Source organism: Marinobacter sp. LA51, from assembly GCF_030297175.1.
Taxonomy (GTDB): Bacteria; Pseudomonadota; Gammaproteobacteria; order Pseudomonadales; family Oleiphilaceae; genus Marinobacter; species Marinobacter apostichopi.
Genome location: NZ_AP028070.1, coordinates 3,344,874 through 3,370,877, shown reverse-complemented (window position 1 = coordinate 3,370,877; position 26,004 = coordinate 3,344,874). Strand labels below are relative to the sequence as shown.

The 26,004-nt window shown below is 59.6% G+C and carries 24 protein-coding genes; 12 read left to right on the top strand and 12 right to left on the bottom strand.

What is annotated here, in order from left to right:
- Positions 1-55: 55 nt before the first annotated feature.
- The 9 genes from QUE89_RS15540 to slmA all read left to right on the top strand — a co-directional run bounded on the left by QUE89_RS15540 (position 56) and on the right by slmA (position 8,635).
- Positions 56-2,383: an LPS-assembly protein LptD gene (locus QUE89_RS15540; RefSeq protein WP_286222923.1), complete on the top strand. Its 2,328-nt coding sequence runs from the start codon at positions 56-58 to the stop codon at positions 2,381-2,383.
- 62 nt (positions 2,384-2,445) lie between these two features.
- On the top strand, positions 2,446-3,789 hold the full coding sequence (locus QUE89_RS15535; RefSeq protein ID WP_286220948.1) for a peptidylprolyl isomerase: 1,344 nt from the start codon (positions 2,446-2,448) through the stop codon (positions 3,787-3,789).
- Complete coding sequence (gene pdxA / locus QUE89_RS15530; protein ID WP_286220947.1) at positions 3,786-4,796, top strand: 4-hydroxythreonine-4-phosphate dehydrogenase PdxA; 1,011 nt, start codon at positions 3,786-3,788, stop codon at positions 4,794-4,796. Before QUE89_RS15535 ends, pdxA begins: the two co-directional genes overlap by 4 nt.
- Complete coding sequence (gene rsmA, locus QUE89_RS15525; protein ID WP_286220946.1) at positions 4,793-5,626, top strand: 16S rRNA (adenine(1518)-N(6)/adenine(1519)-N(6))-dimethyltransferase RsmA; 834 nt, start codon at positions 4,793-4,795, stop codon at positions 5,624-5,626. Before pdxA ends, rsmA begins: the two co-directional genes overlap by 4 nt.
- Positions 5,619-6,419, top strand: coding sequence for a symmetrical bis(5'-nucleosyl)-tetraphosphatase (locus QUE89_RS15520; RefSeq protein ID WP_286220945.1), 801 nt, complete (start codon positions 5,619-5,621; stop codon positions 6,417-6,419). The genes rsmA and QUE89_RS15520 overlap by 8 nt, the downstream gene beginning before the upstream one ends.
- A 25-nt stretch (positions 6,420-6,444) precedes the next feature.
- The gene (locus QUE89_RS15515; protein WP_286222922.1) at positions 6,445-6,834 is read left to right on the top strand and encodes a DUF423 domain-containing protein; all 390 of its coding nucleotides are present in this window, start codon (positions 6,445-6,447) and stop codon (positions 6,832-6,834) included.
- Positions 6,835-6,865: 31 nt separating this feature from the next.
- Positions 6,866-7,066 (top strand): sulfur carrier protein ThiS, encoded by a 201-nt coding sequence (gene thiS, locus QUE89_RS15510; protein WP_286220944.1) that lies wholly within the window; start codon positions 6,866-6,868, stop codon positions 7,064-7,066.
- Positions 7,067-7,146: 80 nt separating this feature from the next.
- Positions 7,147-7,956 carry a thiazole synthase gene (locus QUE89_RS15505; RefSeq protein ID WP_286220943.1) on the top strand — a complete coding sequence of 270 codons (810 nt, stop codon included), beginning with the start codon at positions 7,147-7,149 and terminating at the stop codon, positions 7,954-7,956.
- Positions 7,957-8,047: 91 nt separating this feature from the next.
- Positions 8,048-8,635, top strand: coding sequence for a nucleoid occlusion factor SlmA (gene slmA / locus QUE89_RS15500; RefSeq protein ID WP_286220942.1), 588 nt, complete (start codon positions 8,048-8,050; stop codon positions 8,633-8,635).
- 152 nt (positions 8,636-8,787) lie between these two features.
- On the opposite strand, the gene QUE89_RS15495 is transcribed toward slmA, so the two are convergent.
- The 4 genes from QUE89_RS15495 to QUE89_RS15480 form a co-directional block, all read right to left on the bottom strand.
- Positions 8,788-9,615 carry an inositol monophosphatase family protein gene (locus QUE89_RS15495; protein WP_286220941.1) on the bottom strand — a complete coding sequence of 276 codons (828 nt, stop codon included), beginning with the start codon at positions 9,613-9,615 and terminating at the stop codon, positions 8,788-8,790.
- Between the two features lie 56 nt (positions 9,616-9,671).
- Positions 9,672-10,967, bottom strand: coding sequence for a pyridoxal phosphate-dependent aminotransferase (locus tag QUE89_RS15490; RefSeq protein WP_286220940.1), 1,296 nt, complete (start codon positions 10,965-10,967; stop codon positions 9,672-9,674).
- A gap of 103 nt (positions 10,968-11,070) precedes the next feature.
- Entirely contained in the window at positions 11,071-11,814 is a 744-nt protein-coding gene (locus tag QUE89_RS15485; RefSeq protein ID WP_286220939.1) for a substrate-binding periplasmic protein, read from the bottom strand.
- A 51-nt stretch (positions 11,815-11,865) separates the two neighbouring features.
- Entirely contained in the window at positions 11,866-13,203 is a 1,338-nt protein-coding gene (locus QUE89_RS15480) for a substrate-binding domain-containing protein (RefSeq protein ID WP_286220938.1), read from the bottom strand.
- A 202-nt stretch (positions 13,204-13,405) separates the two neighbouring features.
- Between QUE89_RS15480 and QUE89_RS15475 the strand changes: the two genes are divergently transcribed.
- Positions 13,406-14,062 carry a response regulator transcription factor gene (locus tag QUE89_RS15475; protein WP_286220937.1) on the top strand — a complete coding sequence of 219 codons (657 nt, stop codon included), beginning with the start codon at positions 13,406-13,408 and terminating at the stop codon, positions 14,060-14,062.
- On the opposite strand, the gene QUE89_RS15470 is transcribed toward QUE89_RS15475, so the two are convergent.
- From QUE89_RS15470 to QUE89_RS15445, 6 genes are all read right to left on the bottom strand, one after another.
- Positions 14,031-15,446, bottom strand: a complete 1,416-nt coding sequence (locus tag QUE89_RS15470; RefSeq protein ID WP_286220936.1) for a sensor histidine kinase — start codon at positions 15,444-15,446, stop codon at positions 14,031-14,033. The two genes, QUE89_RS15475 and QUE89_RS15470, sit on opposite strands and share 32 nt — an antisense overlap.
- An 81-nt stretch (positions 15,447-15,527) precedes the next feature.
- Positions 15,528-16,637 carry a lipase secretion chaperone gene (locus QUE89_RS15465; protein WP_286220935.1) on the bottom strand — a complete coding sequence of 370 codons (1,110 nt, stop codon included), beginning with the start codon at positions 16,635-16,637 and terminating at the stop codon, positions 15,528-15,530.
- 7 nt (positions 16,638-16,644) lie between these two features.
- The gene (locus tag QUE89_RS15460) at positions 16,645-17,571 is read right to left on the bottom strand and encodes an esterase/lipase family protein (protein WP_286220934.1); all 927 of its coding nucleotides are present in this window, start codon (positions 17,569-17,571) and stop codon (positions 16,645-16,647) included.
- Between the two features lie 136 nt (positions 17,572-17,707).
- On the bottom strand, positions 17,708-18,022 hold the full coding sequence (locus tag QUE89_RS15455; protein WP_286220933.1) for a DUF3301 domain-containing protein: 315 nt from the start codon (positions 18,020-18,022) through the stop codon (positions 17,708-17,710).
- A 119-nt stretch (positions 18,023-18,141) separates the two neighbouring features.
- Positions 18,142-21,180 (bottom strand): efflux RND transporter permease subunit, encoded by a 3,039-nt coding sequence (locus QUE89_RS15450; protein WP_286220932.1) that lies wholly within the window; start codon positions 21,178-21,180, stop codon positions 18,142-18,144.
- Positions 21,180-22,283 carry an efflux RND transporter periplasmic adaptor subunit gene (locus tag QUE89_RS15445; protein WP_286220931.1) on the bottom strand — a complete coding sequence of 368 codons (1,104 nt, stop codon included), beginning with the start codon at positions 22,281-22,283 and terminating at the stop codon, positions 21,180-21,182. The genes QUE89_RS15450 and QUE89_RS15445 overlap by 1 nt, the downstream gene beginning before the upstream one ends.
- Positions 22,284-22,525: 242 nt before the next feature.
- On the opposite strand from QUE89_RS15445, the gene QUE89_RS15440 reads away from it, so the two are divergent.
- Positions 22,526-23,080: a DnaJ domain-containing protein gene (locus QUE89_RS15440; RefSeq protein WP_286220930.1), complete on the top strand. Its 555-nt coding sequence runs from the start codon at positions 22,526-22,528 to the stop codon at positions 23,078-23,080.
- A 3-nt stretch (positions 23,081-23,083) separates the two neighbouring features.
- Here the strand turns inward: QUE89_RS15440 and QUE89_RS15435 are convergent, their stop codons facing one another.
- Complete coding sequence (locus QUE89_RS15435) at positions 23,084-23,896, bottom strand: secretin N-terminal domain-containing protein (RefSeq protein WP_286220929.1); 813 nt, start codon at positions 23,894-23,896, stop codon at positions 23,084-23,086.
- Between the two features lie 354 nt (positions 23,897-24,250).
- Between QUE89_RS15435 and QUE89_RS15430 the strand changes: the two genes are divergently transcribed.
- Positions 24,251-25,360 (top strand): 3-deoxy-7-phosphoheptulonate synthase, encoded by a 1,110-nt coding sequence (locus tag QUE89_RS15430; protein WP_286220928.1) that lies wholly within the window; start codon positions 24,251-24,253, stop codon positions 25,358-25,360.
- Here the strand turns inward: QUE89_RS15430 and QUE89_RS15425 are convergent.
- Positions 25,305-25,976, bottom strand: a complete 672-nt coding sequence (locus QUE89_RS15425) for a LysE family translocator (RefSeq protein WP_286220927.1) — start codon at positions 25,974-25,976, stop codon at positions 25,305-25,307. The two genes, QUE89_RS15430 and QUE89_RS15425, sit on opposite strands and share 56 nt — an antisense overlap.
- Between the last annotated feature and the right edge of the window lie 28 nt (positions 25,977-26,004).

Genomic DNA, 26,004 nt, shown 5'->3' with positions numbered 1-26,004 from the left:
CGTGCCAATTTCCGATCGCCATCTGCAAAGGCCTGCGCTCCGGTTCGGCAGGTGTGTGGCGATCGCGATCCTGGGGGCGGCGCCGCTTTCGGTGCTCGCCCAGTCTGCCCCGACTGCGGCGGAAATCGACTGGCGCCCAAGGGCGCAGTTGCCAGAGTCGGCGCGCGAGCGCCTGCCGGTATTCTGTGACGGTGGTTATCTGCCGTCCGGCGCCGACGGCCACGACGCGGGTGCCGGCGCCATGCTCGGCGAATCCGGCGCTGGGCCAGCCCCGGTCGAGGCCAGCGGGCTGAATGCCCGCTATGAAATTGATCGCACGCTCTTTCTTGAGGGCGATGTCCGGGTGCGCCAGGGCGGTTTCGAAGTCAGCGGATCTGAAGCGCGCTACAGTCAGTCTGAAGGTCGGGTTTCGGTTCAGGGGCCGCTGGTCAGCCGGGGCGAGGGTTTTCTGCTCACCGGTGACAGCGCCGAGTACAACGTCGATTCCGGACGGTTCGATATCAACACCGCTACCTTCCTGATTCACCGTGCTGAAATGCGCGGCCAGGCTGGCAGCCTGACGCGGCTGAACGAGAGCCAGGTCGACATCCGTGATGGCATGCTGACCACCTGTGGCCCCCAGCAGAACGACTGGGCCATTGTCGCATCGGATATTCATCTCAATCAGGCCGAGGGTTTTGGTACTGCCAAACACGTGCGCCTTGAGGTGCTCGATGTGCCGGTGTTTTACTGGCCCTGGGCCAGTTTCCCCATTGATGACCGGCGCAAGACCGGCTTCCTGTATCCGTCTTTCGGGTCCTCCAGTGCCGGCAGCGGTGCCTTTGTCTCAGTGCCCTATTACCTGAACCTGGCACCGCATTATGACGCCACCCTGACTCCTCAATATATTCACGGCCGCGGCCTGTTCAACGAAGCCGAGGGCCGGTACCTGAGCCGCTGGGGCGAATCTGTGCTGCAGCTCGGCTACATTGACAACGATTCGGCCTACACCGATGAGAACCCGGGTGAAGACGGTGAGCGTTGGGCGCTGGATGTCACCACCCGCGCCAACATTGGCAGCGGCTGGACCGGCTATGGCGACTATTCGGTGGTCAGCGATGAAGACTACCTGAGTGACCTGAACCGCAGCCTGGAAATCAATCAGGCCACACACCTGCAGCGTCGGGGCGGCGTGCGGTATCGGGACCGGAATCAGTACTTTGAGACCTACCTGAACGACTACCAGACCATCAGTGACAGCATCGCCGACGTCAACAAGCCCTATGCTCAGCTGCCGGAGGTGCTTTACGGTGCCACCCGGGAAATGGGCTGGCTGGAAGCCGGTCTGGAAAGCCAGTACACCGTGTTCTATCGCGACAATGAGAACTTGACCGGGTTGGATCGGGCCAATGGCCAGCGCCTGCGCGCGGTGCCGGAGTTGGCGTTGCCGATGCGGGCGCTGTGGGGCTTCAGTCGGCCATCGGTGAGCGTGGATTACACTCGCTACGAGCTTGAAGATTACACCCTCGGTGACGAGAGCATTGATCGCACGGTGCCGATCGCCGAATGGGATAACGGCCTGTACTTTGATCGACAGTCCAGCCTGTTTGACGTGCCTTACAACCAGACCCTGGAACCTCGGCTCTATTACGCCTGGGCCGATGCCGAAACGGATCAGAACGACATTCCGGATTTCGACACCGATCTGCAGGCGTTTCGCTTTGATCAGCTGTTCCAGCCGGATCGGTTCACCGGTGGCGACCGGGTGGGTGACACCAACCAGCTGACGGTGGCGGTTACCAGCCGGTTCAACGATCTGGTCACCGGTGCCGAGCGAGCCCGCTTCAGTATCGGCCAGGTTCAGTACTTCCAGGATCGCGAGGTAACCCTGTTTGGTGAGGGCGCGGGCACCCGGTCTCGGTCACCCCTGGCCGGTGAGGTGGTTCTGTCGCCGCTGGATACTCTGGATATCCGGTCATCTGGCTTGTGGGATCCGGAGACCGGTGAAACCGAGGAAGGTCGCAGCCAGTTGATATACCATTCCGAGGACTATCGCTATCTGGCCAGCCTGGGTCACACCTACAGCAAGGATGAGCTTGAACAGTCGGACATCGCCGGGGTTTTACCGGTCTCTGATCGTGTTAGCCTGATCGGTCGATGGGTTTATGATTCCAGTCTTGATCGCACGGTTGGATCCCTGGCCGGGCTGGAATACAACAATTGCTGCTGGAGCGTTCAGGTGGTGCACCAGAACTACCTGACCGATGACAGTGAACTGGAAACCCGGTTGCTGTTCCAGATTCAGCTAAAAGGACTCGGTGGCAGTGGTGGCTCGTCTACCCGCATATCCGAGGCTATTTATGGTTTTGAAGAGCGGGAGCGTCGTCGGTTTGGAACTCCCTGACCGGAGTTCGGACTAACACCCGGCCACGGTGCCCGCAGCCCATTTATTATCAAGAGGTGTTTATGAAGGCGACCCTTCGCCATGCTGTACAAACGTTGCTGTTGGTCGCGGCCGTTGCCCTGTCGCTATCGGCGCAGGCGGAGCGCAAGCTGCTTGACCAGGTGGTTGCGATTGTTGATGACGACGTCATTCTGCAGACTGAGCTCAATGCTCGCATCAATACCATCACCACCCGGCTGCGCGCCCAGGGCACGGGGTTGCCGCCTCGTGATGTCCTTGAAGAGCGGGTGCTGGAGCAGCTGATCACCGAATCCATCCAGCTCCAGCGAGCGGATAAGCTGGGCATGCGAATCAGTGACAACGAACTGAACGAAACCATGGACAACATCGTTGAGCGCAACGGCATGACCATGGTTCAGTTTGAGCAGCAGCTGGCGTCCGAAGGTGTGACCTTCCGCCAGGCTCGGGAACAGATCCGCAACGAGATGCTGACCAGCCGGGTGCAGCAGCGCCAGGTTGGCAACCGGGTGCGGGTAACTGATCGTGAAATCGAGAATTATCTGGAGGCGCTGGATGCGTCTGGCCAAAACACCGCCGAGTACCAGCTGGCCTACATTTTCATTGAAGTGGACGATCCGAGTGACGAAGCCTCCGTGGCCGCGACCCGTGAACGTGCCCAGGATCTGCGCCAGCAGATCGTCGATGGCCGTGATTTCCGGGAAGTTGCGGTAGCGGAGTCAGACGCCAGCAACGCCCTTGAGGGCGGTAATATGGGCTGGCGTACCGAAAGCCAGCTTCCGTCGCTGGTGGCACCGGTGGTGCCCGAGCTCGAAGTGGGCTCGCCCTCCGTGGTGCTTGAAAACAACAGCGGTTTCCACCTGGTTATGGTGTTGGATAAGCGCGGCGGTGGCGAGCAGCAGGTCATTCAGCAGCACAAGGTACGGCACATTCTGATTCGCCCCTCCGAGGCGGTGCCCGATGCCAGCGCCGAAGCCAAGATTCGCGATATCTACAACCGGCTTGAACAGGGCGCAGACTTTGCGGATATGGCCCGGGAGTACTCTGACGACCCGGTCTCCGGCTCCGACGGCGGTAATCTTGGCTGGGTCAACCGGGGCCAGATGGTGCCGGCATTTGAGCAGGCCATGCTGGAGGCGAACCTGGGTGAATTGCGCGGACCCTTCCGCTCGCAGTTTGGCTGGCACATCCTGCAGGTGCAGGAGCGCCGTCAGAAGGACATCAGTGGTGACGTGAAAAAAGCCGAAGCGCGCCAGGCAATTTACCGTCGCAAATCGGAAACCGAGCTGCAGAACTGGTTGCGTGAGATTCGGGACGAAGCGTTTGTTGAATTCAAGGGCGAGTACGCCCGTGAAGAAACTGCCGATGGAGACAGCAGCGAGTCATGACCGATCCGGTGATCCTTGCTCTGACCGCGGGTGAGCCCGCGGGCATCGGCCCGGAACTGTGCCTGCAGCTGGCTACGCAGCATCGGGACGAGGGCATTGTGGTGGTTGCCAGCAAAACGCTGCTGGCCGCCCGCGCCGAGCAGCTGGGGCTGGATGTGACCCTGCATGACTGGCAGCCGGGCCAGCGTCCTTCCACCGGGGCTGGTGAGCTCTCGGTCCTCGTGGTCGATGGTTGCGCCAGTACCGAAGCCGGTGTGCTTGATCCGGCCAACAGCAGCTATGTGCTGGAGACGCTGCGTACGGCCGCCCATGGCTGCCTGCGTGGCGACTTCGATGGTATGGTCACGGCCCCGGTGCACAAGGGGGTGATCAACGAGGCCGGCATCGCGTTCAGCGGCCACACCGAATTCCTGCAGGAATTGTGCGGCGTTGAGCGCGTGGTCATGATGCTGGCAACGGAGGACCTTCGGGTCGCGCTTGTGACCACCCACTTACCGCTGAAAGACGTGTCCGCGGCCATTACGCCGGAGCGGCTGTCTCAGGTAACCCGGATTCTCAATGCCGACCTGAAGGCGTTTTTCGGGCTTGAGCAGCCGCGTATTTTGGTCGCCGGCCTGAATCCCCATGCCGGGGAGGGCGGGCACCTTGGCCGCGAGGAAATCGAGACCATTGAGCCGGCGCTTGAGCAACTCAGGGCCGAAGGCATACAGCTGACCGGTCCCTTGCCCGCCGATACCCTGTTTACGCCGCATTGGCTGGATGATGCCGATGCCGTCCTGGCGATGTATCACGACCAGGGCCTGCCGGTGTTGAAATTCCAGGGCTTTGGCCGGGCGGTGAACATCACCCTGGGCCTGCCTATTGTCCGGACCTCCGTTGATCACGGCACTGCCCTGGATCTGGCTGGAACCGGTACCGCCGATGCGGGCAGCCTGCAGACGGCAATCCGCGTGGGCGCACAAATGGCTCGCTGTCGAAATGTCGTTAACCAAGAGAACCGTCCGTGAGTAACAAAGCCGGCCACCAGGCCCGAAAGCGATTTGGTCAGAACTTTCTCCACGACCCTGGCGTGATCGAGCGCATCGTTCGTTCGATCCACCCGAAACCCGAGGACACGCTGGTGGAAATCGGCCCGGGTCTAGGGGCAATCACGGAAGAAATCCTTGCGGTGAACCCCAGGTTGCAGGTAGTGGAGCTTGATCGTGATCTGATTCCGGTGTTGCGGACCAAGTTCTTCAACTACCCGGAATTTCGTATCCACGAGGCCGATGCCCTCAGCTTCGACTTCAGCCAGTTGGCTGACAACGGTCGGGGTCTGCGGATCATCGGTAACCTGCCGTACAATATTTCCACGCCCCTGATCTTTCATCTGCTGGGGCAGGCAGGGGTGGTCAAGGACATGCACTTCATGCTGCAAAAGGAAGTGGTGCAGCGACTGGCGGCAGTGCCCGGTGATAACAACTACGGTCGCCTGGGCATCATGGCGCAGTACTTCTGCAAGGTGCAGCCGCTGTTTGAAGTTGGCCCCGGCGCATTCCGGCCGGCGCCGAAAGTGGATTCGGCCATTGTTCGCCTGGTGCCCCATGACAGTCTGCCGCATCCGGCCAAAGACCTTGGCACGCTGCAGGCGGTGGTTCGCACCGCGTTTAACGCCCGGCGCAAGACCCTGCGCAAGGCACTGGGTAGCCTGATCACCGTCGACCAGCTGCAAAGCCTTGGCATCAACGATGGCCTGCGACCGGAAAACCTCAGTCTTGCCGACTATGTTCTGATTGCCGATCTGCTGGTTGATCAGAAGGCCACAGATGCCGGCTCCGAAGAGGTAAGTAATGACTGACTACGCCATTGGCGATATTCAGGGTTGTTACGACCGCATGCGGGATGTCCTGGCCAAGGTTGAGTTCTCGCCGTCGCGGGATCGGTTGTGGGTCGCCGGCGACCTGATCAATCGTGGCCCGTCGTCATTGGAAACACTGAGATACCTTGAGAGTCTGGGCAGTTCCGCGGTGGTGGTGCTGGGTAATCACGATCTGCACTTGCTGGCGGTGGCGCTGGGCGGACACCCGCCAAAGCGTAAAGACACTCTGGCGGATATTCTCGAAGCCCCCGATCACGACCGGCTTGTGGCCTGGTTGCGCCAGCAGAACCTGAGTGTTCACGACCCGGATCGCAATCTGATCATGGTTCATGCCGGTGTGCCCCACATCTGGAGTGCGGACCAGACCATGGCGTACGCCCGGGAAGTGGAGTCGGTGATTCGGAGCGACGAGGCTGAATACTATTTCACCCACATGTACGGCAATGAGCCGGCCTGCTGGCATGAGAGCTTGGAGGGCATGGACCGTTGGCGGGCAATCACCAATTACTTTACCCGCATGCGCTTTATCAACGCGGACGGGGCGCTGGAGCTGGCGACCAAGGAGTCGGCCGAGCACGCACCCAAGGGGTATGCTCCCTGGTTCACGTATGCCCGGCCAGATAACGTGCGTGTGGTGTTTGGTCATTGGGCAGCGCTGGAGGGACAAACGGGCAGCGATCAGTTCATTGGTCTGGATACCGGTTGTGTCTGGGGTGGTGTGCTCACCATGATGAACCTGGACACGGGAGAAAAGATCCACTGTGAGTGCTGAGCGCGTAAAATCCGGGCCCGGCATCATGCGACTGCCGCTGGGTCTTGGTGCCGGGGCGGCGTTGCTGGCTGTCATGGCCGGAGCCTTTGGCAGTCATGGTCTCAGGGGTACGCTGGATGCGCGCAGCCTTGAGGTTTTCCAGACTGCCGTCACTTATCAAATGAACCACGCCATTGCTCTGGTACTGGTGGCGCTGCTGGCATTAACCTCGCTCAGTCGACGGTTGCTGACGGCTGCTGCGGTGTTGTTTGCCGCCGGTATTGTGCTGTTCAGTGGTAGCCTGTACCTGTTGGTATTGACCGACCTGCGCTGGATTGGACCACTCACACCCCTGGGCGGGCTTTGTTTTATGATGGCCTGGGCCCTGCTGGTTGTGGCCGCCGTGCGCCATCCAAGTCTCCCGAGCCAGGGTTAGTGCACCGGGAAAACAGAGGTAAGCGAACGCTATGCAAGTTGAAGTGAACGGCGATGCGATGGAGCTCCCGGCCGGAGCAACCATTGGCTCCCTGATTGATCGAATGGCCCTGGCAGGCAAGCGCCTGGCCGTGGAAGTGAATGAAGACATTGTCCCGCGCAGTCAGCACCTGAGTTTCGCGCTCAGTGACGGCGACCGGGTGGAAGTTGTTCACGCCATCGGTGGCGGCTGAACTGTCACGCTTTTGGCTCCGTCCGGCTTCGCGCTGCCGGGGCTACAAATCCAAGATTCATTGAAAACCGCAGGTAGGTTATGAGCGACACTCCCGAGATACTGCTTCCCGAAGACAAGCCCTTGGAAATTGCGGGCCGGGTTTACCAATCCAGACTGCTGGTAGGCACAGGCAAGTACCGTGACCTGATGGAAGCCGGTCATGCCATTGAATCCAGTGGTGCTGAAATTGTTACCGTGGCTGTGCGCCGTACGAATCTGGGCCAAAATCCGGACGAGCCCAATCTGCTGGATGTGATTTCTCCGGAGAGCTACACCATCCTGCCCAATACCGCCGGCTGCTACACCGCCAAGGATGCGGTTCGCACCTGTAAGTTGGCCCGGGAACTCCTTGATGGCCACGATCTTGTGAAGCTGGAAGTTCTGGGCGAAGAGAAGACCCTGTACCCAAACATGACTGAAACCCTGGTGGCGGCGGAAGAGCTGATCAACGATGGTTTCAAGGTGATGGTGTACTGCTCCGACGATCCGCTGCTGGCCAAGCGTCTGGAGGAAATGGGCTGTGTGGCGATCATGCCGCTGGGTGCTCCGATTGGCTCCGGCCTGGGTATCCAGAACCGCTACAATATTCGCTTGATTGTTGAAAACGCCGACGTTCCGGTCCTGGTTGATGCCGGTGTTGGCACCGCCTCTGATGCGACCATTGCTATGGAGCTGGGTTGTGATGGCGTGCTGATGAACACTGCTATCGCTCAGGCCAAGGACCCAATCCGTATGGCCAACGCCATGCGCCTGGCCATTGAATCCGGCCGCGAGGCCTACCTTGCTGGCCGCATGCCCAAGAAGCTTTACGCCAGTGCTTCATCGCCCATTGATGGCACCTTCTTCTGATATCGGGCTTTCGCCCAATCGCAAATAAACGAGGGCCGGCGCATAGCGACCGGCCCCGAAAAACGACAAATCAGAGCGCTGTAGTCCTGCCATGACCGATCAAAAACCGAGTCGCCGAGAGGCTATTCTCCAAGCCCTGGTGGAACTCCTTGAATCCGATCCAGGAGCCCGTATCACTACCGCCGGTCTCGCGAAATCCGTGGGCGTTACCGAGGCGGCGTTGTACCGTCATTTTCCCAGCAAGCGGAAAATGTTCGAAGCCTTGATTGAGTTTGCCGAAGACGCGGTATTCTCGCGCTGTCAGCTGATACTGCAGGAGCAGGAGGATGTTCGTGTTCGCCTGCAGCAGTTGGTGCATCTGGTGTTGGTGTTTGCCGAGCGCAACTCCGGCCTTTGCTGTGTGCTCACAGGGGATGCCTTGATGGGTGAAAACGATGCCCTGCGCCGGCGTGCGTCGCAGTTCTTTGAACGTCTGGAGACTCAGGTGCGCCAGGCTTTGAAAGAGGGCGAGATTCGTCAGGGTTTGCGACCGCGCACCAGTGCGGCCCGCGGGGCGGATTTTGTGTTGGTGTTTCTCGAGGGGCGGATTCAGCGGTTTGTGCGTTCGTCCTTTACTCGGTTGCCGTCGGCTGACTTTGATGAGAGTTGGGGGTTGGTTGCTGAGGGTGTTTGGAGCTGAGAGGTCTAATCTCTCTAACCTCATAGTCCGTGCAGGTGATTGACGGGCATAGCCTGCACAGAACCGCTACGAGCACATCCATGTGCGCTTGTTTTCGGCCATCCATGGCCTGCAGCATTCTGTGCAGGCTATGCCCGCCAATCACTCGAACTTCAGTTGTAGCCTGATGCGGTTCGCAATATTTCACGAACCGGCTGCCAAATGTCGGGTGCTGAGATCAGAATATCCTTGCCATAAAGATCAGCCGGGTAGCCTTCCGGCACTTCACCGAAATGACCGGCCGTCGCCCCGGCTTCCAGTGCGATCAGTCGTGCTGCGGCAAAGTCCCAGGGGCTGACGTTCTCGTAGTAAATGTCCAAACGGCCACAGGCCACCCAGCAGATATCCAGTGCGGCCGAGCCAATGCGTCGCAGATCCCGGCATTGATGAATCATCGCATCCAGTCTGCGAACCAGAGGTTCCAGGCTGTCCTTGGTGTAGGGGAAGCCGGTGGCGAACAGGGAGTCCCGCGGTACGGTGGCGCCACTGTGGTTGATCGTCTCGCCGTTCAGTGTTGCCCCGGCGCCGCGGGTGGCGCGGAAGGTTTCGCCCGGAAACGGCGCGTGCACGACGCCAACCTGAACCCTTCCTTTCTCTGCGTAGGCAATCGACACCGCTACCTGCGGGTGGCCATAGGCATAGTTCACCGTGCCATCGATGGGATCAACGATCCACAGCGGTGTATCCAGCTCTTCGGCCTGTGACAGGTCGGGCATGGTTTCTTCGGAGAGTATGCGGTGATTCGGGAAGCGTTCGCGGATGGCGCTGGTGATGAATTCGTCGGCCATTACATCGGCGTGGGTGACCAATTCGGTTTGCTGTTTGAGGTCTGTGCGCAGGGTGTTTTCTTCCCGCTCGTGACGGATCAGCTCACCGGCCTGAAGGGCTAGTTGTTCGGCGAAGTCGGTGATGGCTTGAAGAGAAGATGCAGAATCGGACACGGCGCCCCCATGGTTTACGCAAGTGCGAATGAGGGCGCCAGTCTATCACGTCCAGATTAGAGGCTGGTCAGCCAGGCCTCCATCTTGTTCATGGCTTTGACTAGCCGTGGGCAGGCCTGTTCGACAAAGTCGTCGGCCAAATCCGTGTCGGCATAGTCACCGCCGGCCAGGTTCAGGGCTTCGGTGCCATCGAAGTCCACAAAGGCCAGGCGGGCAGCGAGGTGGTCCGGCACGAAGCCAAAATCACTGGCCGGCAGAATGGCCACGCCGGTGTTTTCCAGCAGGGCCTGACAGAAGGCCTGGCTGGTTTTGATGTCTTTGCTGGCCAGCTGGTCGCGGAAGTTGGAGAAGTCCGGGAACAGGTAGAAGGCACCTTCGGGCTTTTGCACGACCGCACCCATATCGCTGAGGCGACGGTGCACGTACTCACCAATCACTTTCAGTACCCGGCGGGATTGCACCAGGTATTCGTCGATATCGTCGCCGCCATTGAACGCCGAGATCGCAGCATACTGGATCGGCGCGCTGGTGGAGGTGAAGGTTTCACTGGCAATGATTGCCATGGCATCCAGCAGCGGGCGGAGTTCTTTCGGGAAGATGAAGGTGCCCAGGCGCCAGCCGCCTGCGCCAGCCCACTTACTTAGGCCGGTGCTGATGATGGTGCCTTCTGGATAGTAGCGGGCGATGGACTTGTGCTTGCCTTCGAAGTGTACTTCGCCGTAGATCTCATCCGACAGCAGAATCAGCTTGTACTTGCGGGCGACGTTGGCGATGGCCAGCAACTGGTCGTCGGTGTAGGTGCAGCCGGTGGGGTTGGACGGGTAGTTCAGGATCAGAATCCGCGGCCGTGAGGGGTCGTCGCGGCAGATGATGTCCAACTCTTCGGCGGTCAGTTGCCAGTTATTTTCAGCGTGAGTCGGCAGCCAGTGCACCGAGCGGCCGATGATCCGCGCCTGAGGGGCGTAGGATACCCAGCTTGGGCGCGGTATCAGGAGGTCGCCGTAGTAGGCCAGCTGCAGGATGAACAGCAGTTCCTTGGAGCCCGGGCCGATTAACACGTCTTCCCAGGAGCAGCGCATGCGTTCGCTGCGGTTGATGTAGCCGGCGATGCTTTCACGCAGGCTCTTCAGACCCTTGACCGGTAAGTAGTCCTTTTCATGGGCGTGCTCTTTCAGCGCGTCCACAACCCGCTCGGGCACCGGGAAGGGTGACTGGCCCAGCCCGAGTTTGATGATGTCTTTGCCATCGGCCTTAAGCTGGTTACTCAGCTCGTTGATGCGGAGGGTCGCGGAGGGCTGAATGCCCCGAACGTTCAGGTTGATTGCATAGCGGTGTTCGGTTTGTATGTCCATTATCCCGGTCTGTGGTTTTTGAATGGCTTTTTCAGTATAGAAAACCCAAACATATCTGTGACCGGGGTAAGGATAGGTGATTGCCGCACTTCAGGATTGGACTTTAGTCGGTGATCTCCAGTTCCAGGCGTTCCAGGGCCTGATTGAATTCGCTGCGCAAGGCGCGGGCATCGGGATGTTGTCGGGAGAAGGCCGCGCGAAAGAGGCGTTCGTTACCGACTGATCCGGGTAAGGCGGTTACCCGCGACAATTCCGGGTATCGCCCCTTGTTGGCATTGATCAGGTGATTGCATGCCTTTTCTTCGCAAATGAATATATCGACCCGGCCCACCGCGACCATGCGAAGGCCGGCTAGATCCGGATTCTCCTGATTCATGGTCACCACCTGCGACTGGCCTTGCCTGAGCCAGGCCATGAACTCCGGCGCGTAACTGTAGCCGGCGGTCACTCCCACGCTCAGATTGGTCAGGTCGTTGTAGTTGGTCCAGGAAAGTCCGGCGTCTTTGCGGGCGTATAGCACGTCCCGTGCTGAGCTGATGGGGGCGGTGAACAGGTAATGGCGTTCCCGTTCCGGTGAGCTGGTCAGGGAGAACAGCAGATCAGCATTGCCGCGGCGAACCATCATTTCCGCCCGGGCCCAGGGTAGCACCTGGAACTTAGGTTCAAAGCCCATCGCCTGAAGCACAGTACGGACGGTGTCGACGTCATAGCCCTGAAGGACGCCATCTTCAACGTACTCGAAAGGCGGATACTCGGTGGTCACCACCTTAAGCACCGGTGCCGTTTCCGACACCGCCGGCAAGGCTGCTGACATCAGGAGGATGCCGATAATGCGTCGAATCAGCATAGTAAAACGCCTCTTCGCATAAATCGTTAAACCTGCAAGAAGTCTAGCTCATCAGCGCGTACGCACCCAGACTTCAACCCGGCCATTGCGTTGCTGCCCGTTGTCGCCGCCGGTGGTTCCTACCGGCATATAGTGCCCGTAACCGGTATAGGCAACATTCTTTAAACCTTCTCCCGACAGAGCCTTGCGAACGGATAGGGCGCGCAATTCGGAGATCATCTGGGCTCGTAATTCATTGCTCTGGGCATCGGCGAAGCCGATCAGCAGGACATCGTCGGCGTTCTGGTTATGGCCGTCGAGATAGGTCATTACCCGCACCAGGTCTCGCTGGGCCTTATTGTCGAGCCGGGTGCGCCCTTCTGCGAACCGGAAATTAACCGTCAACCGCTGATAGTTGCCGGTCAGGCGTTTGAAGGACGCGGGTGCGTTGCCGTCCAGCTCCGGTTTTACCGCGATGGGGTTTTGCGAGACAAAGCCGGATTGGGAAACGATGGCCTGGCCTTCCTGGCTAAGAGCGAACTCAATAAAGGCTCTCGCGAGGGGAGTGGTCTGCTCGCCCGGGGTGTACATGAACAGGCGTCGGGCCAGTGGGTAGTCTTCGCTGGCTACGGTCAGTTGGTTGGGTTTCAGGGCCGGGGCCGTGCCATCAGAAATGGCCAGAACCTTGCTGTTGCGAACCGACGCCAGGCCTGCAAAGCCAATGCCGGCGGGGTCACGGCTAACATCGTCGGACAGCTGATCGTTGGACTCGTAGCGCTGAGCGGCAGCATCCAGGGTGAATTTCTTGCGCAATACCAGGCTCTTGAAGGTATCCCAGGTGCCAGATCGGTCGTCCCGGGCATAGAGGTTTATAGGCTGATTTCGTCCTCCCAGTTCTGCCCAGTTGTTGATCTGGCCGGCAAAGATGCCAGCCAGGGTGTCGATGTTGAGCTGGTTAACCGGGTTGGACGGGTGTACGAGAATGGCCAGGCCATCAATGGCGATGACGTGTTCGCTGGCCAGTTCGGTGAGATCAGCGCGTGCTGCCATTTGCGACAGTTCCGACGATTTCACCGGGCGTGACGATGCCCAGATGTTGGCTTCGCCCGCGTTCAGAGCTGTAAAGCCGGTACTGGAACCGTGGGCGGCGACCAGCACACGGATTGGTGAGTCTGAGCGTTCACCGATCAGGATCGATTCGTTTTCGGTACCTGTGTTGCGAGTGATGACCCGCGTGTCGCCTTGGCTGTGCAGGAAGCCCTCAACCAGCATGGGCGCCAGTGTCGCGCCAACAGTGTTGGAGCCGTGAATTGCCATGTTGTCGGCGTGCGCAAGAGGTAGCCAGAGGATCGTCGCCAGAAGCCACAAAAATGGGTGGCGCAGGGCTCCGCCGGGATGGGGGTTGTTCATCCTAAAACTCCGTCAAAACTAATAGTTAGCGTTGCCGGAAGAATGCGACAGAAATGTGACAGTAATGTTTCAGGGGGCGAATTCGGCGCGGGTGCACTACCAGGTTTTGGCCAGAACTGTTAAGCAGGCCGCGGCGCCTGGGCATTAACTGGCATAGAGTGAGTGGGCCGCAGTAACAAATACACAAGATGCGGGGTAGCTAATGTTTCTAACCTCAAGTCAGGCGGGCCGTGCTTCGGTTGTTCGCTCCGGGCAGTCATTGCCGCTGCACCGGGTTCTGATTGTTGATGATCATCCGCTCTTTGCCCAGGGGCTCGCCAGTTTGCTCACCCAGTCAGCCCTGGCGGATACGGTGGAGGTGGCTGATACGGTCGAGCAGGCGGTTGCCGTGCTGTCCGGCCGATACCCAATCGAGCTGGTGCTACTGGATGTCTCGCTCCAGGGCGAAACCGGGCTGATGTTGCTGCCCAGAATGAGTGCCCACAAGCCACCTGTGGTGGTGATTTCCAGCTCTGACGACGAAACCACGGTGCGCGCTGCACGGGCCGCCGGTGCCCGAGGCTTTTTGCCTAAATCCGCAGGTCGGACGGCGTTGATTAGTATGGTTCGCAGCGTCAGTCAGGGTGGGGAATATTACCCGGGACGGCGGTCTCTGCCGACACAGATTCAGGTGCTGACACCCCGGCAACAGGATGTGCTGGCGCTGCTGGCACAGGGGTTTCCGAACAAGCGCATCAGCCAGAGTCTTAACCTTACCGAACACACCGTTAAAACCCACTTGAAGGCCATCTTTACTCACCTTAGGGTGCACAATCGCACCGAGTGCGTCAGTCAGGCACGCCAGATGGGCTGGCTGTAGCCGACCACGGGTGTGCTTGCTGCTGTGCGATCGGAGGTTGAGCAGGGGTGAGTGGTAGCGCCGGCAGATCGAGCCAGAAGGTCGTGCCAGCATCGACCGCCGTGCTGACGCCGCAGGTGCCGTGCATTAATTCAGTCAGCTCCTTTACGATGGCCAGCCCGAGCCCCAGCCCGGCTGCGTGTTCCTGGTTGACGGTGCCGCGCATAAACGGCTGGAACACCCGATCCCCGAGTTGCGGGTCGATCCCGCTGCCGTTGTCGCTGACACTGATCCGTACCAGCCCGTGCCGCAGCATCGCTGAGATGCGAATGGCGGTGCCACCGCTGTGATCGATTCCGTTAAAGACCAGATTCTGCAGGGTCCGTAACAATAGCTGAGGATCAGCCAGTACCCGTATTGGGGAGCCGGCCTCGGCCCGGTACAGACTAATGTCATGCAGGTCCGCATGATCAATGGTCAGGTCGATCAGTTGTTCCAGCAGTCCGTCCAGATCTATCACCTGGGGTTCCGGATGAATCATGCCTTCGTTGATGCGGGAACTGTCCAGCATCGTGCCCAGTAACCGCTGAAAATGACCTACCGTACCCTGCAGCCGATGCACTAGGGCCTGTTGTTCGGTTGGCAGTGAGGTTTCTGCCAGGTTGGAGAGGGTCAGGCCGATGATGTTCAGGGGTTGGCGGAGGTCGTGGCTGGCCACGGTGATCAGTCGGCTCTTGCGCTCGCTCTCTTCTGCGGCGGTCTGGTGTAACTGGTGGATTAGCTGCTGGTCGAGGTAGTGGGCACGGTGGCGGTATTCGGTAAGCCAGGCGCCGATCATGCCTATGCCATTGGCAGTCAGTATAAAGAACAGGTTGATCATTAGTGCGTGGGTGGCCAGTCCAATGGTCAGCTCACAGATCAGGTACGCCAGGATGATCAGGGCGGACGCCAGGCTGGCGGAAAAGAAGGGCAGGCCCATGGCAAAGTAGCCAAACATCAACATGAGCAGCATGCCTTCATAGGGCAGCGGGAAATCGCGCAAGCGGGCAGCAGCAATGATGGCGACAACACTCCAGCCCCCGGCCAGATAGGCCAGGGTATACAGACGCTCGAAGGCCAGGTCTCCCGGCCAACGCTGATGTGACAGCCAATAGATCAGGGCAATCACGGGACAGGCGACCGTCAGCCGGATGGTCACAGTCACGTCGGCCAGTTCTGGGGGCAGTGTGGCCAGGTCCAGAAGGATAAAGATGCCGAAGATCAGCAGACCAGCCGCGGACACCAGTCGCGCGCGTTCCCGCACCGCCAAAGCCCGGCGCTGCCGGTAGGCTGGTTCAAGTTCGGTGCAGAAGCGCAGCCTCCGGAACCCGGATGACTGCTGCGACATGATGACCTGAGGGTTCATGATGAATTACCTGCCGGTGTTGGGCGACCGCCAGTGTAAAACGTTGTGCGGGCCGAAGACGCGCGTGCCCGCACAGTTCGATTAATTGCTTCCCAGCATTTTCAGGCGTGCCCAGGTCTGCTGTTTCTGATCGGGAAAGTGCTGGTTCAGTAGTTGTTTTTGTTGGGCTGCCACATCCGCCTCGGTCAGGCCGGAAGCGCGCAACTGGTCTAATGCTGCTTCGTAATGCTGGTAACGGGCATCGAAGGTTGACCGCTCCTGCAGGTAGTCGGTCACGCTGGCGGCGGCTTCTGGCGACATGCCCTGTGCCATGAGCTTCTGGCCCGCGCTTTCCGGTGATTCGGCGGCGTTGATGGTGGCCATGCGGCGTCGGTTCTGTTCATTGCTGGTCAGCAGGTGGCGCTCGGTCTGTTGCAGTTGCGACGGCAGCTGGTCGCGGTGCCACGCTACCAGTGCAGTTTTAGCCTCCGCCGACAGGTCGTTGCGGGCAGCGACGCCCAGCGTTGCCAGGGTGTACTCGCCGTAGGCTTCCTCCAGTCCGAAGAAGGCCTGGTGGGTTTCCGGGCTGAACACACCCAGGCGCACCTGTTTCAAATCTGTGAACGCTTTTTCAAGCATCTCCAATCGGTAAGTCGGGTCATTCTGGCGACTCGGGTCCAGCGGTGTGGCCTGAACTGCCAGGGCTTCCTGCTTGTACTGAAGGTACTGGTCCAGCAGTGCCATGGCCTCGGCGGCCGCCGCGGGTGGCAGGCTGGTCATGGCCAGCGTTCGGATTTGTTCCAGTGCCTGGTCAGGGGACACTTCACCCACGGTGTTCAGGAAATAGTCGAAGAAATCCTTGGTCTCCAGATCGACGATCAGCTTGCCCTGGCTATCAGCTTTGAGCGCACCATCAATGTCGGTGCCCTTGAGTGAGGGTGCATAGGGATCGGGGCCCAGGCTGGTTTGGGTGCTGCTCGCCACCCCGGCGCCTGTTTCCGAGTCATCCGTGGCTGACGCATCGGACGAATCTGCTGGCGGATTGATGGCTGTGTCAGCAGGCGGCACCGGGGCGGGCGCGCTGACTGTCTTGATGTTGGGAGCGGGTGCGGACGCCTCTGGCAGGTACCACCAGATCGCACTGCCGGCTACCAGAGCCGACAGTGCGAAGGTGGTGAGCCATCGACGATGTTGCTTGGGACGATGTCTCATAACTGCCTCACAGACCGCGGTTCTTCAGGCGGTTGGCTTGTGAGCGATAAAGTGACACCGGATTGGTCCAGAGCGAGCGAATCCCAAACAGATGGTTGATGGCATCAACGTGGTTCATGTCGTAGTGGGTGCCGATGACGTTGCCCATCTTGGTGGAGCAGACGCCGACTAAACCATCGCTGGGCTCACCGCCAAAGGCCAGGGAGGTAATGCCGAGGAAGGGGTCGGTGGCATCGAGAATGTTGGTCCAGACTCCGCGGCCGGTCCAGGAGAAGTACTTGATGCGGTTGCCGTTGATCCAGACATCTTCATTGGTGCCAGAGCAGGAGGAACGGTTAACGCCTTTCCAGCCGAGAGCGTCGTTGAGATCAGTGGTGCCCTGGGTAGTCAGGGTTTCCAGGGCCGCGACACCATCCTGCGGATTGCTGGAGCCGGTCAGGGCATTCACCAGGCCGCCCAGAGCATTGGCGATGGCCTGGGCGCCACCTTCAACATAGCTTCCCGGGGGCAGCACACCACGGACCACGTCGGCCACGGTGGAACCCTTATTTACCCCGTTGATGGAGGTGATGGAGGCGATCTTGTGGGGAATGAGTGACGCCGTCACCCGGGAGGTAGGTGCGCCCTGGCTGTGGGCCATCAGGTTCACTTTGGAGTGGCCCAGGCCATTGACGTAGTTGGCCAGCTGTTGGCCACGCTGCTCACTGCTGTTAACGAAGGAAACACTGGCGGAATAGACTCGCGCACCGCTGCGTTCCAGGTTCCAGGGAATGGTGTGGAAGTAGTTGATCAGGCCGCCGATGGTGTTGAAGCCAGTGACGCCATGGACCAGGACGATGGGGTGCCTGGTTGAGGTATAGCCTGCGTGGGTGAGGAATGAGGCTGACAGCAGGACGAGCCCCAGCGCGAAGGCTGCGGTTTTTCTAATACGCATGATTAACTCCAATTGTTGTTGTAAGCGGCCACGTTAGTGCGGCCATAGGTCGTTAATGCGCTGTCGATTATTGGCGTCTAGGCAGGGGCAATAAATCGCCCATTTGGGGGAGGGGTGTGAGCGGTTAGAAAAGTGTTCAGGGGTGCCGGTGAGCGTCCAGTTCCATGTGCATGATGCGCTGACCCAGCATGATGATCCGCCCGGTATAGCGCTCCTCTCCGGTGCTGGTGAAATCGAACAGGAACCGGCGCCAGACCCTGATCCGGCCTTCGGGATCGCGCTTGAACCAGAGGCCGCGGAGATAGACCGCGTCGTCCAGCAGCATCACGTCCATCGACTTGCAGTAGCGGCGTGCAGCCTGCAGCACAAAGTCCTTGATGGCCTTGGCGCGCCACCAGTACCAGACGACAAACGTAGCGGTGAAGAGCCAGAAAAGGGTTCCGAGGGTCACGATAAACGCAGCTTCAATGGGAATGGAGAGTGTAGGGTGGGCCCCAGACTACCCCATCAGGGTGGCCTGGGGAAATCCTGCCCAGCGTGTCGGCACGCCGGGCAGGGATCGGGCAAGGCTCAGTGCGTAGCCTTGTTGTGGTCCCGGGCCAGCAGGATATAGAACGCCGGCAACACGAAGATGGTGAACAGCGTACCGATACCAAGGCCCGCACTGATGGTGAGGCCGATGGCAAACCGGCTCTCGGCGCCGGGGCCGACCGCGATCAGCAATGGCACCATGGCAAAGATCAGCGCCAGTGACGTCATGATGATTGGACGCAGGCGGATGGCTGCTGCTTCAATGACCGCCTTGATCTTATCCAGGCCGCGTTCGACCTGAAGCTGGTTGGCGAACTCCACGATCAGAATGCCGTTTTTGGACACCACCCCGATCAGAGTAATCAGCCCCACCTGGGTATAGATGTTCATGCTGGCAAAGCCGAGCACGATAAACGACATCGCACCGGCCACCGACATGGGCACTGATACCAGGATGATCAGCGGATCACGCCAGCTTTCGAACTGAGCCGCCAGCACCAGGTAGATCACCAGCAGCGACAGGAAGAAGGTCACCACCAGCGCGCTGCCCTGAGTGGCCAGCTGCCGGCTTTGACCGGTGTAGTCGAAGCTGAAGCCCTGGGGGAACACTTCCTCGGCGGTCTTCTCCATGTAATCCATGGCGGTGCCCGCGGCGACACCCGGCATCACCACGCCTTGGAGCGTGAGCGAGTTCTGCTGGTTGAACTGGGTACGCGATGAGGGCTCAACGTCGTTGCTGAAGCTCACGACGCTGCCCAGGGGTACCAGTGTGCCGGTATCGGAGCGGATGTAGTAATCGTTCAAGGCCTGGGAGTCCAGACGGAATTTCTGGTCAACCTGGGGGATCACCTGGTACGACCGGCCTTCCATGTTGAAGCGGTTGATGTAGCCGCCACCAAGCATGCTGGAAAGCGCCTGGCCAACGTCCTGCATCGACAGCCCCAGATCGGCTACCCGATCCCGGTCGACCTTGATCCGGGTGATGGGCCGGTCAAAGTTGATCGACTTCTGCAGGAACATGAAGTTGCCGCTGCCCATCGCTTCACCCAGCAGTTCGTCTGCCACCTGATTCAGCTGCTCATAGCTGTTGCCGGTGGTGATCACAAACTGGAAGGGCAGGCCGCCACCAGAGCCGGGTAGCGATGGCCGCGGAAACACCGCGGTTTGCAGGCCGGTTACCTTGCTGAGCTCGGCGTCCAGTTGCGGTTGCGCCTCGAACTGGGAAATCTCCCGCTCGCTCCAGGGCGCCATCTTGAAGCCACCGAACACGGCGTTCGGCCCGGTGAAGCCGATGATCATGAAGTCTTCCTCGTACCCGGGCAGGGACGACATCCGGCTCTGGATCTCGTCGCCGTGCTCTTGCAGGTAATCGAGGGTAGAAGTCTGTGGTCCCAGGCCCTGATAGAACAGGATGCCCTGGTCTTCGGTCGGCGCCAGTTCGTTCTGGCTCATCATCGCCATGAAGTAGATGGAGCCGAGTACGACAAAGGCAAAGAAGATGACCACCGATTTGGTTTCCATCAGCGAGGTCAGTGCCCGCTTGTAGCCATTGGACAGGCCGTTGAAGCTGCGCTCGACCAGGCCCTCGAACTTGCCGGGGTTGCCGTGGGGCTTCAGTACCATGCCAGACAGCATTGGCGACAGGGTCAGGGCCACGATACCGGAGATGACCACGGCGCCGGCCAGGGTGAAGGCGAATTCGGTAAACAGCGAGCCGACCAGGCCGCCCATGAAGCCAATCGGCGCATAGACTGCGACCAGAGTGGTGGTCATGGCGATGATTGGCACTGCCATTTCCCGGGCGCCCTTGATGGCGGCATCAAACCGGGACTCACCCTGCTCGATGTGGCGGTGCACGTTTTCGACCACGATGATGGCATCGTCGACCACCAGACCGATGGCCAGAACCATCGACAGCAGGGTGAGCAGGTTCAGGGAGAACCCGAACATCAGCATGATAAAAGCACCACCCACCAGGGACAGAGGCACCGCCACCGATGGCACGATGGAGGCACGCACGGAGCCCAGGCACAGGAATACCACCACCAGAACGATCACCAGGGCTTCCAGCAGGGTCTTGATAACTTCGTTGATGGAGTCTTCGATAAAGTCGGAGGCGTCGTACGCCAGCCGGACGTTCAGGCCAGAGGGCAGTTGGCTCTCGATGTCTGGCAGTGAATCCTTCACCAGGCCGGCAACGGTGAGAGGGTTGGCGCCGGGTGCCAGCTCGATGGCGACATAGGTGGCCGGGTCGCCTTTGTACAACGCGAGCTGGTCGTAGGATTCGGAACCGAGTTCTACACGGGCGATGTCCTGCAGGCGAATCTGGGTGCTGCCGGACTGCTTAACCACCAGGTTGCGGAACTGGTCCGGGTCGGCGACATCGGTGTCGCTGGTCATGCTGATTGCCGTGTACTGACCCTTGGTGTTGCCTACTGCAGCCTGGTAATTGTTGGCCCTCAGCTTGGCGACCACTTCCGGCGGTGTCATATCCACCGCGGCCAGGCGCTCCGGGTCCAGCCAAACCCGCAGGGCAAACTTGCGGCCAATGAGGTCGGCCTTGCCGACGCCCGGGAGTGCCTGCAGTTTGGGCTGAACCACACGGGTGAGGTAATCGGAGATCTGCGGAACTTCAAGTTCACTGCTGTAGAACGCGATGTACATCAGCGCAGTGGAGTCACCGGTAGTGGACGTGATAACCGGGTCCTGGGCTTCGGCTGGCAGCACGTTGCGCTGACTGGCCACCTTGGCCTGGATTTCCGCCAATGCGGCGTTGGCGTCGTAGTTGAGAACCATCTTGGCTTCGATGGTGGAAACGCCCTGGGAGCTGGTTGAGGTCAGGTAGTCGATGCCACTAGCTTCGGCAATGGCCTGTTGCAGCGGGGTGGTGATGAACCCTTTGATCAGGTCTGAACTGGCTCCGGGGTAGGCCGTGGTGACGGTCACCGTGGTGCTTTCAAGTTCCGGATACTGCCGGATTTCCATCTCCATAGCCGCTCGGGCACCGAGCAGCAGGATCAGCAGGCTGACCACCGTTGCCAATACAGGACGGTGGATAAAAATGTCGGTAAATCGCATTATTCAGACGCCTCCTTTGACTGGGCGGAGTCGTCTTGAATCGCGACCGGCTGGCCAGCCCGCAACCGCAGCAAGCCTTTAGAAACAATGGTTTCGCCTTCTTCCAGACCAGACAGAATGGCTACTTTGCTGTTGCGGGTCTCACCGGTCACCACGGTGCGGCGGGTGACGACCTGGGTGTCGTCATCATTCTTGCCAATCACATACACGAAATCGCCGTAGGTGTTGTAGGAGACGGCGGTGCGGGGCACGGTGACCACTTGGTTGTCTTCTGGCTGGCGGGTCATCACGGTGGCGAACATACCCGGACGGAGCAGCTGCTCTTCGTTATCCAATGTGGCGCGAATACGCACGGTACGGGTTTCCGGATTGACCGAGGTGTTGATCGCTGCCACGGTGCCCTTGAAGTCGCGCTCGCGCACGGCCGCGACGGTTGCTACAACCGGGTAGCCAGTCTGTACGTCCGGCAGGTGCTTCTCCGACAGGGTGTAGTCCACGTAGATTGGATCCAGCATGTTGATCTCAACGATCGGGGTGCCGGTGGCGATGTATTCGCCACGGTCGACCATGCGGATACCGAGACGACCATCAAAAGGCGCGCGGATGATTTTCTTGCTCAACTGGGCTTCAGCTTCGTTGACCCGGGCCCGGGCCGCGTCGAAGTTGGCTTTGGCCTCATCGTACTGGGACTGGGAAACGGCACGCTTGGGCAGCAGGTCAGACACCCGCTTGAATTCCTGCTCGGCCAGCTGGGCTTCGGCGCGACGGGTGCGCAGGGCCGCCTGGTCGATGGCGGAATCGATACGCAACAGCACGTCGCCCTGCTTGACGGTGTCACCCGACTCGAAGTTGACCACCTCGATTACCCCGGGTACCTCGTTCGCAACCTGAACGCCGTTTACCGCTTCAATGCTGCCCACAGCCTTGATCGCAGGTGTCCATTTTTCGATTTGGGCTTTAACAGCAGAGACTTGAGCCGGTGGGCGGGGCTGACTCATCTGCTCTTCCATCTGGCCAAACTGGTAGAACTTGTAACCAAAAATGCCGCCAAGGACGACGCCAAGGAAGATGATAACGATCACGAAGCGGGAGGCAGTGCGCATAATTCGGGTCCTGGGAATCGGGTTTGTTCTGTCGTCGGTGCAGCCGGAAAATATATGTTTTCTACAAAACATAGCATCCTATAAAATTTGCAGGGTGATTGTCACCGGGTTGTCGGTATTTCTGCGTAGGGTTTGAGGACATTTGTCGCCCCGGTGACGCTGCCGGCTGACAGGTAAGAAGCTGGTATTGTCAGCGAAAGAAGTGACAGAATTACGACCATTCATTCGCTAAGGATCAACCCATGCACTGGATTCTCGGGATCGCTCTGGCGGCTGCTGTCTTTGTCATTCTGAAGCAGTGGGGGGCGTTGTCGCCCGACAAGCAGAAAACAGCAATCTGGAAAGGCGTGCTGGTGGTTGGCGGCGCGCTGCTCCTATTTCTGGTGCTGACCGGGCGGGTGCATGTGCTCACCGCGGCGGTGGCGGCGGTGCTACCTCTGTTGCGCAAGTTGCCGGCGCTGCTCAAATTCATACCGATGTTGAAGCAGCATCTGGGCCAGGGTGAGGGCCGGGGCGAGGAGAGAAGTGCGGAGCAAGGTCAAGGGAAGCGTCAGGACAATCAGGGCGCGGGTCGTTCAGCCGCCCATGGCGGTATGTCGAAGCAAGAGGCGTGCGAAATTCTGGGCGTGGCCGGCGATTGCGATGAACAGGAGGTCGTCGCGGCGCACCGTCGTTTGATCCAGAAACTGCATCCGGATCGTGGCGGCAATGATTATCTGGCGGCCAAGATCAATGAGGCAAAAGCCGTTCTACTTAAAGGCCATTCCCGGGCCGACGCCCAGAGCCAAAGCAGTTGACGATTAGCGCAGGATATCGACCTTGACTTCGAAGCTGCGGTTGTCGGAACGGCTACTGTTAACACTGTAAGTGATGCCTGAGCGCTCGGTGTCGGCGGAGGTGGAGGTGTTGCCCAGAGCCACCCATTCTCCCGGTTCCACCCGGCGAATGGTCACCACGGCCTCGGTTTCATAGCCGGGCAGGGCAGCTGGATCTTCCTCGAACGACACAATACTCACCTCAATTGCCCGATTCGAAATGACCTGCGGGCTCACCAGGAAGCCACTGCGAGTTTCGACCTGTTGGAGGATGGCCGCCGGGTTGCGTCCACCCTGAACAGCAAACGGCAGGGTTCGAACCTGACCAGAGGTAATGTGGGCCGACTGGCCATCCTGAACCACCAGCGTTCGGAGCTGGCTGTTGCTGGTACTGGTGACTTTGCGCTCAACGGTGACGTTGACCCGTTTCTCCGAACCGGAGACAGCGGCCCCGGAACGTTTTCCACCAATATCCTGACGGGAGCGGACAGTGATGCGCAGCTGCGCCGGTGCCACATCCATGGTGTCAATCAGCATGCCGATTTCATCCAGCAAGGCAGGCTCACCTCTTACGACTACCTGCTGTCCGCGCGCGGTAATGGTAACCGGGGCGTTCTGGTAAAGCTCACGGATCTGCTGGGCGACGTCGTCCGCGGGGCGATTCTGCAACTCGTAGACTCGCGCTTCAGTCTGGGCAAAGGCCGTGGCCGGTAGTATTAGCAGGCTCAGGAACAGGGCCAGGACTCGGTGCATATTAACCGGACCGCGTCGGAAAGAATGAGGTTCTGTGAGTGTCATGTCTGCTCCCGACCCTGCCGTCTACTGAAAAAGTGTGGACAACGGGGTTGCCAAGTTGAAAACCGGGGGTATATATTGAAAAGCATGAAGACCACACACGCGATCTGTCAATTGAATGTTCTGCAAGCTTTCGGTGAAAAATCGATAGCGGCGGTCGCTGCTGTGTTTTCTTGGTGGTTTGGATATGGCTTTTATTTTAGCCAGAGCCAGGGCCGCCCATAAGATCTTCATCGACCGAATAACGAGGAAGGCAGCCCGGCAGAAAACCCAGGCTGCCACCGGACTCAAAAAGCCCCGACTGGTAGCCCAGCCGGGGCTTTTTTGATTCTGATACAGGGAAACGGGAACACTGATATGAACATGCCACCGAGTTCTGAGACGCTGACAAGTTCTGAAGCGTTGACAAGTTCTGAAGCGTTGAAAAGTACCGACGCACTGAGCCAGCCAGCTGCCGATACGGCAGTCGGTCAGCGCCAGGAAGTGGCCCTGCCCACCGCTGGCGGTTTGCGCCAGCAACTGCCGGTTTCGGCCGGCCTGGCGAGACAGATCGCCGGACAGCGCGAGGCCGTTCGAAAGATTCTGCGAGGCGAGGATGACCGCACCCTGATCGTGATGGGACCTTGCTCCATCCACGATGAGGTAGCGGCGCTGGAGTACGGGGAGAAGCTGAAGCGTCTAGCCGATTCTGTCAGTGACCGATTCCTGATCGTAATGCGGGCCTACCTGGAAAAACCACGGACCACCGTGGGCTGGAAGGGCTTGTTGTACGATCCCGAGCGCACTGGGACCGGTGACCTGAATGAGGGCCTGGTTCGTTCCCGCCGGCTGCTATTGAATCTGTCACAGATGGGATTGCCGCTGGCAACCGAGGCGCTCAGCCCCTTCGCCATGGATTACCTGGGCGATCTGATCAGCTGGAGCGCCATTGGCGCCCGCACCACCGAGTCTCAGATTCACCGGGAACTGGTGAGCGGACTGCCGATGCCGGTGGGTTTCAAGAACGGAACCGACGGCAGTATCGGTGTCGCCACCAACGCTATGCGGTCGGCGGCCCACCCGCACCATCACATGGGCGTTTCAGACAGCGGTGCGCCGGTGATGATTACTACCCAGGGCAACCCGGATACTCATTTGGTATTGCGTGGCGGGCGTGGAATCACCAATTACGATGCCGACAGCATCGCCGCCGCGGTGCAGGCCCTGGCTGGGGTCAACCTGTCCACCTCGATCATGGTGGATTGCAGCCACGACAACGCCCAGAAGCAGGCGGAACGTCAGATCGACATCGCCCAAGAGGTCATGGCGCAGCGTGCGGCGGGTAACGACCACATCCGCGGCCTGATGCTGGAGAGTTTCCTGGAGCCGGGACGCCAGGATGACAGCGACGACCTGATCTTCGGCTGCTCGATTACAGATCCGTGCCTGGGCTGGAGCCAGACGGAGGCTCTGATCCGCTCACTGTAGACAGCAATAACTGGCCGGCCAGTAACAGCAGTACGCCGCCCATCATGCGGTCGAGCCAGTGGCCAAACCGGTTAAAGCCCCGGCGGACACGGGGCAGGGTGAAGAACACCGCAACCAGGGCAAACCACAACGCGGTGGCAAAGGCCATATAGAGGCCGTAACCGGCCTGCAGGGCAACCGGGGTGTCCGGGCTGATCACCACGGAAAACAGGGAAACAAAAAACAGGGTAGCCTTGGGGTTAAGGGCATTGGTCAAGAAACCCAGTCGCAGCGCCGCCAGGCCCGTTTGGGGCGTGCCCGGTTCAGCGTTGACGTGAATGCCTCCGGCGCGCGAACGCAGGCATTGAATCGCGATCCAGGTCAGGTACAGGGCGCCGACCACTTTCAGGACGCTGAACAACCATACCGATTGCTGGATAATCAGGCCGATACCCAGTAGCGAATAAGCCACGTGCACCAGGATACCCAATCCGATACCCACCGCGGTCAGCAGGGCATGATGTCGGCTTTGGCTGAGCGCCTGCCTGAGCATAATGGCAAAGTCCGGGCCCGGGCTGGCCACCGCCAGAAGATGCACAAGGGCTACAGTCAAAAATTCAGGCCAAAAATTGTACACGTCTCAATCCCTCGATCCTGTTGGTTGC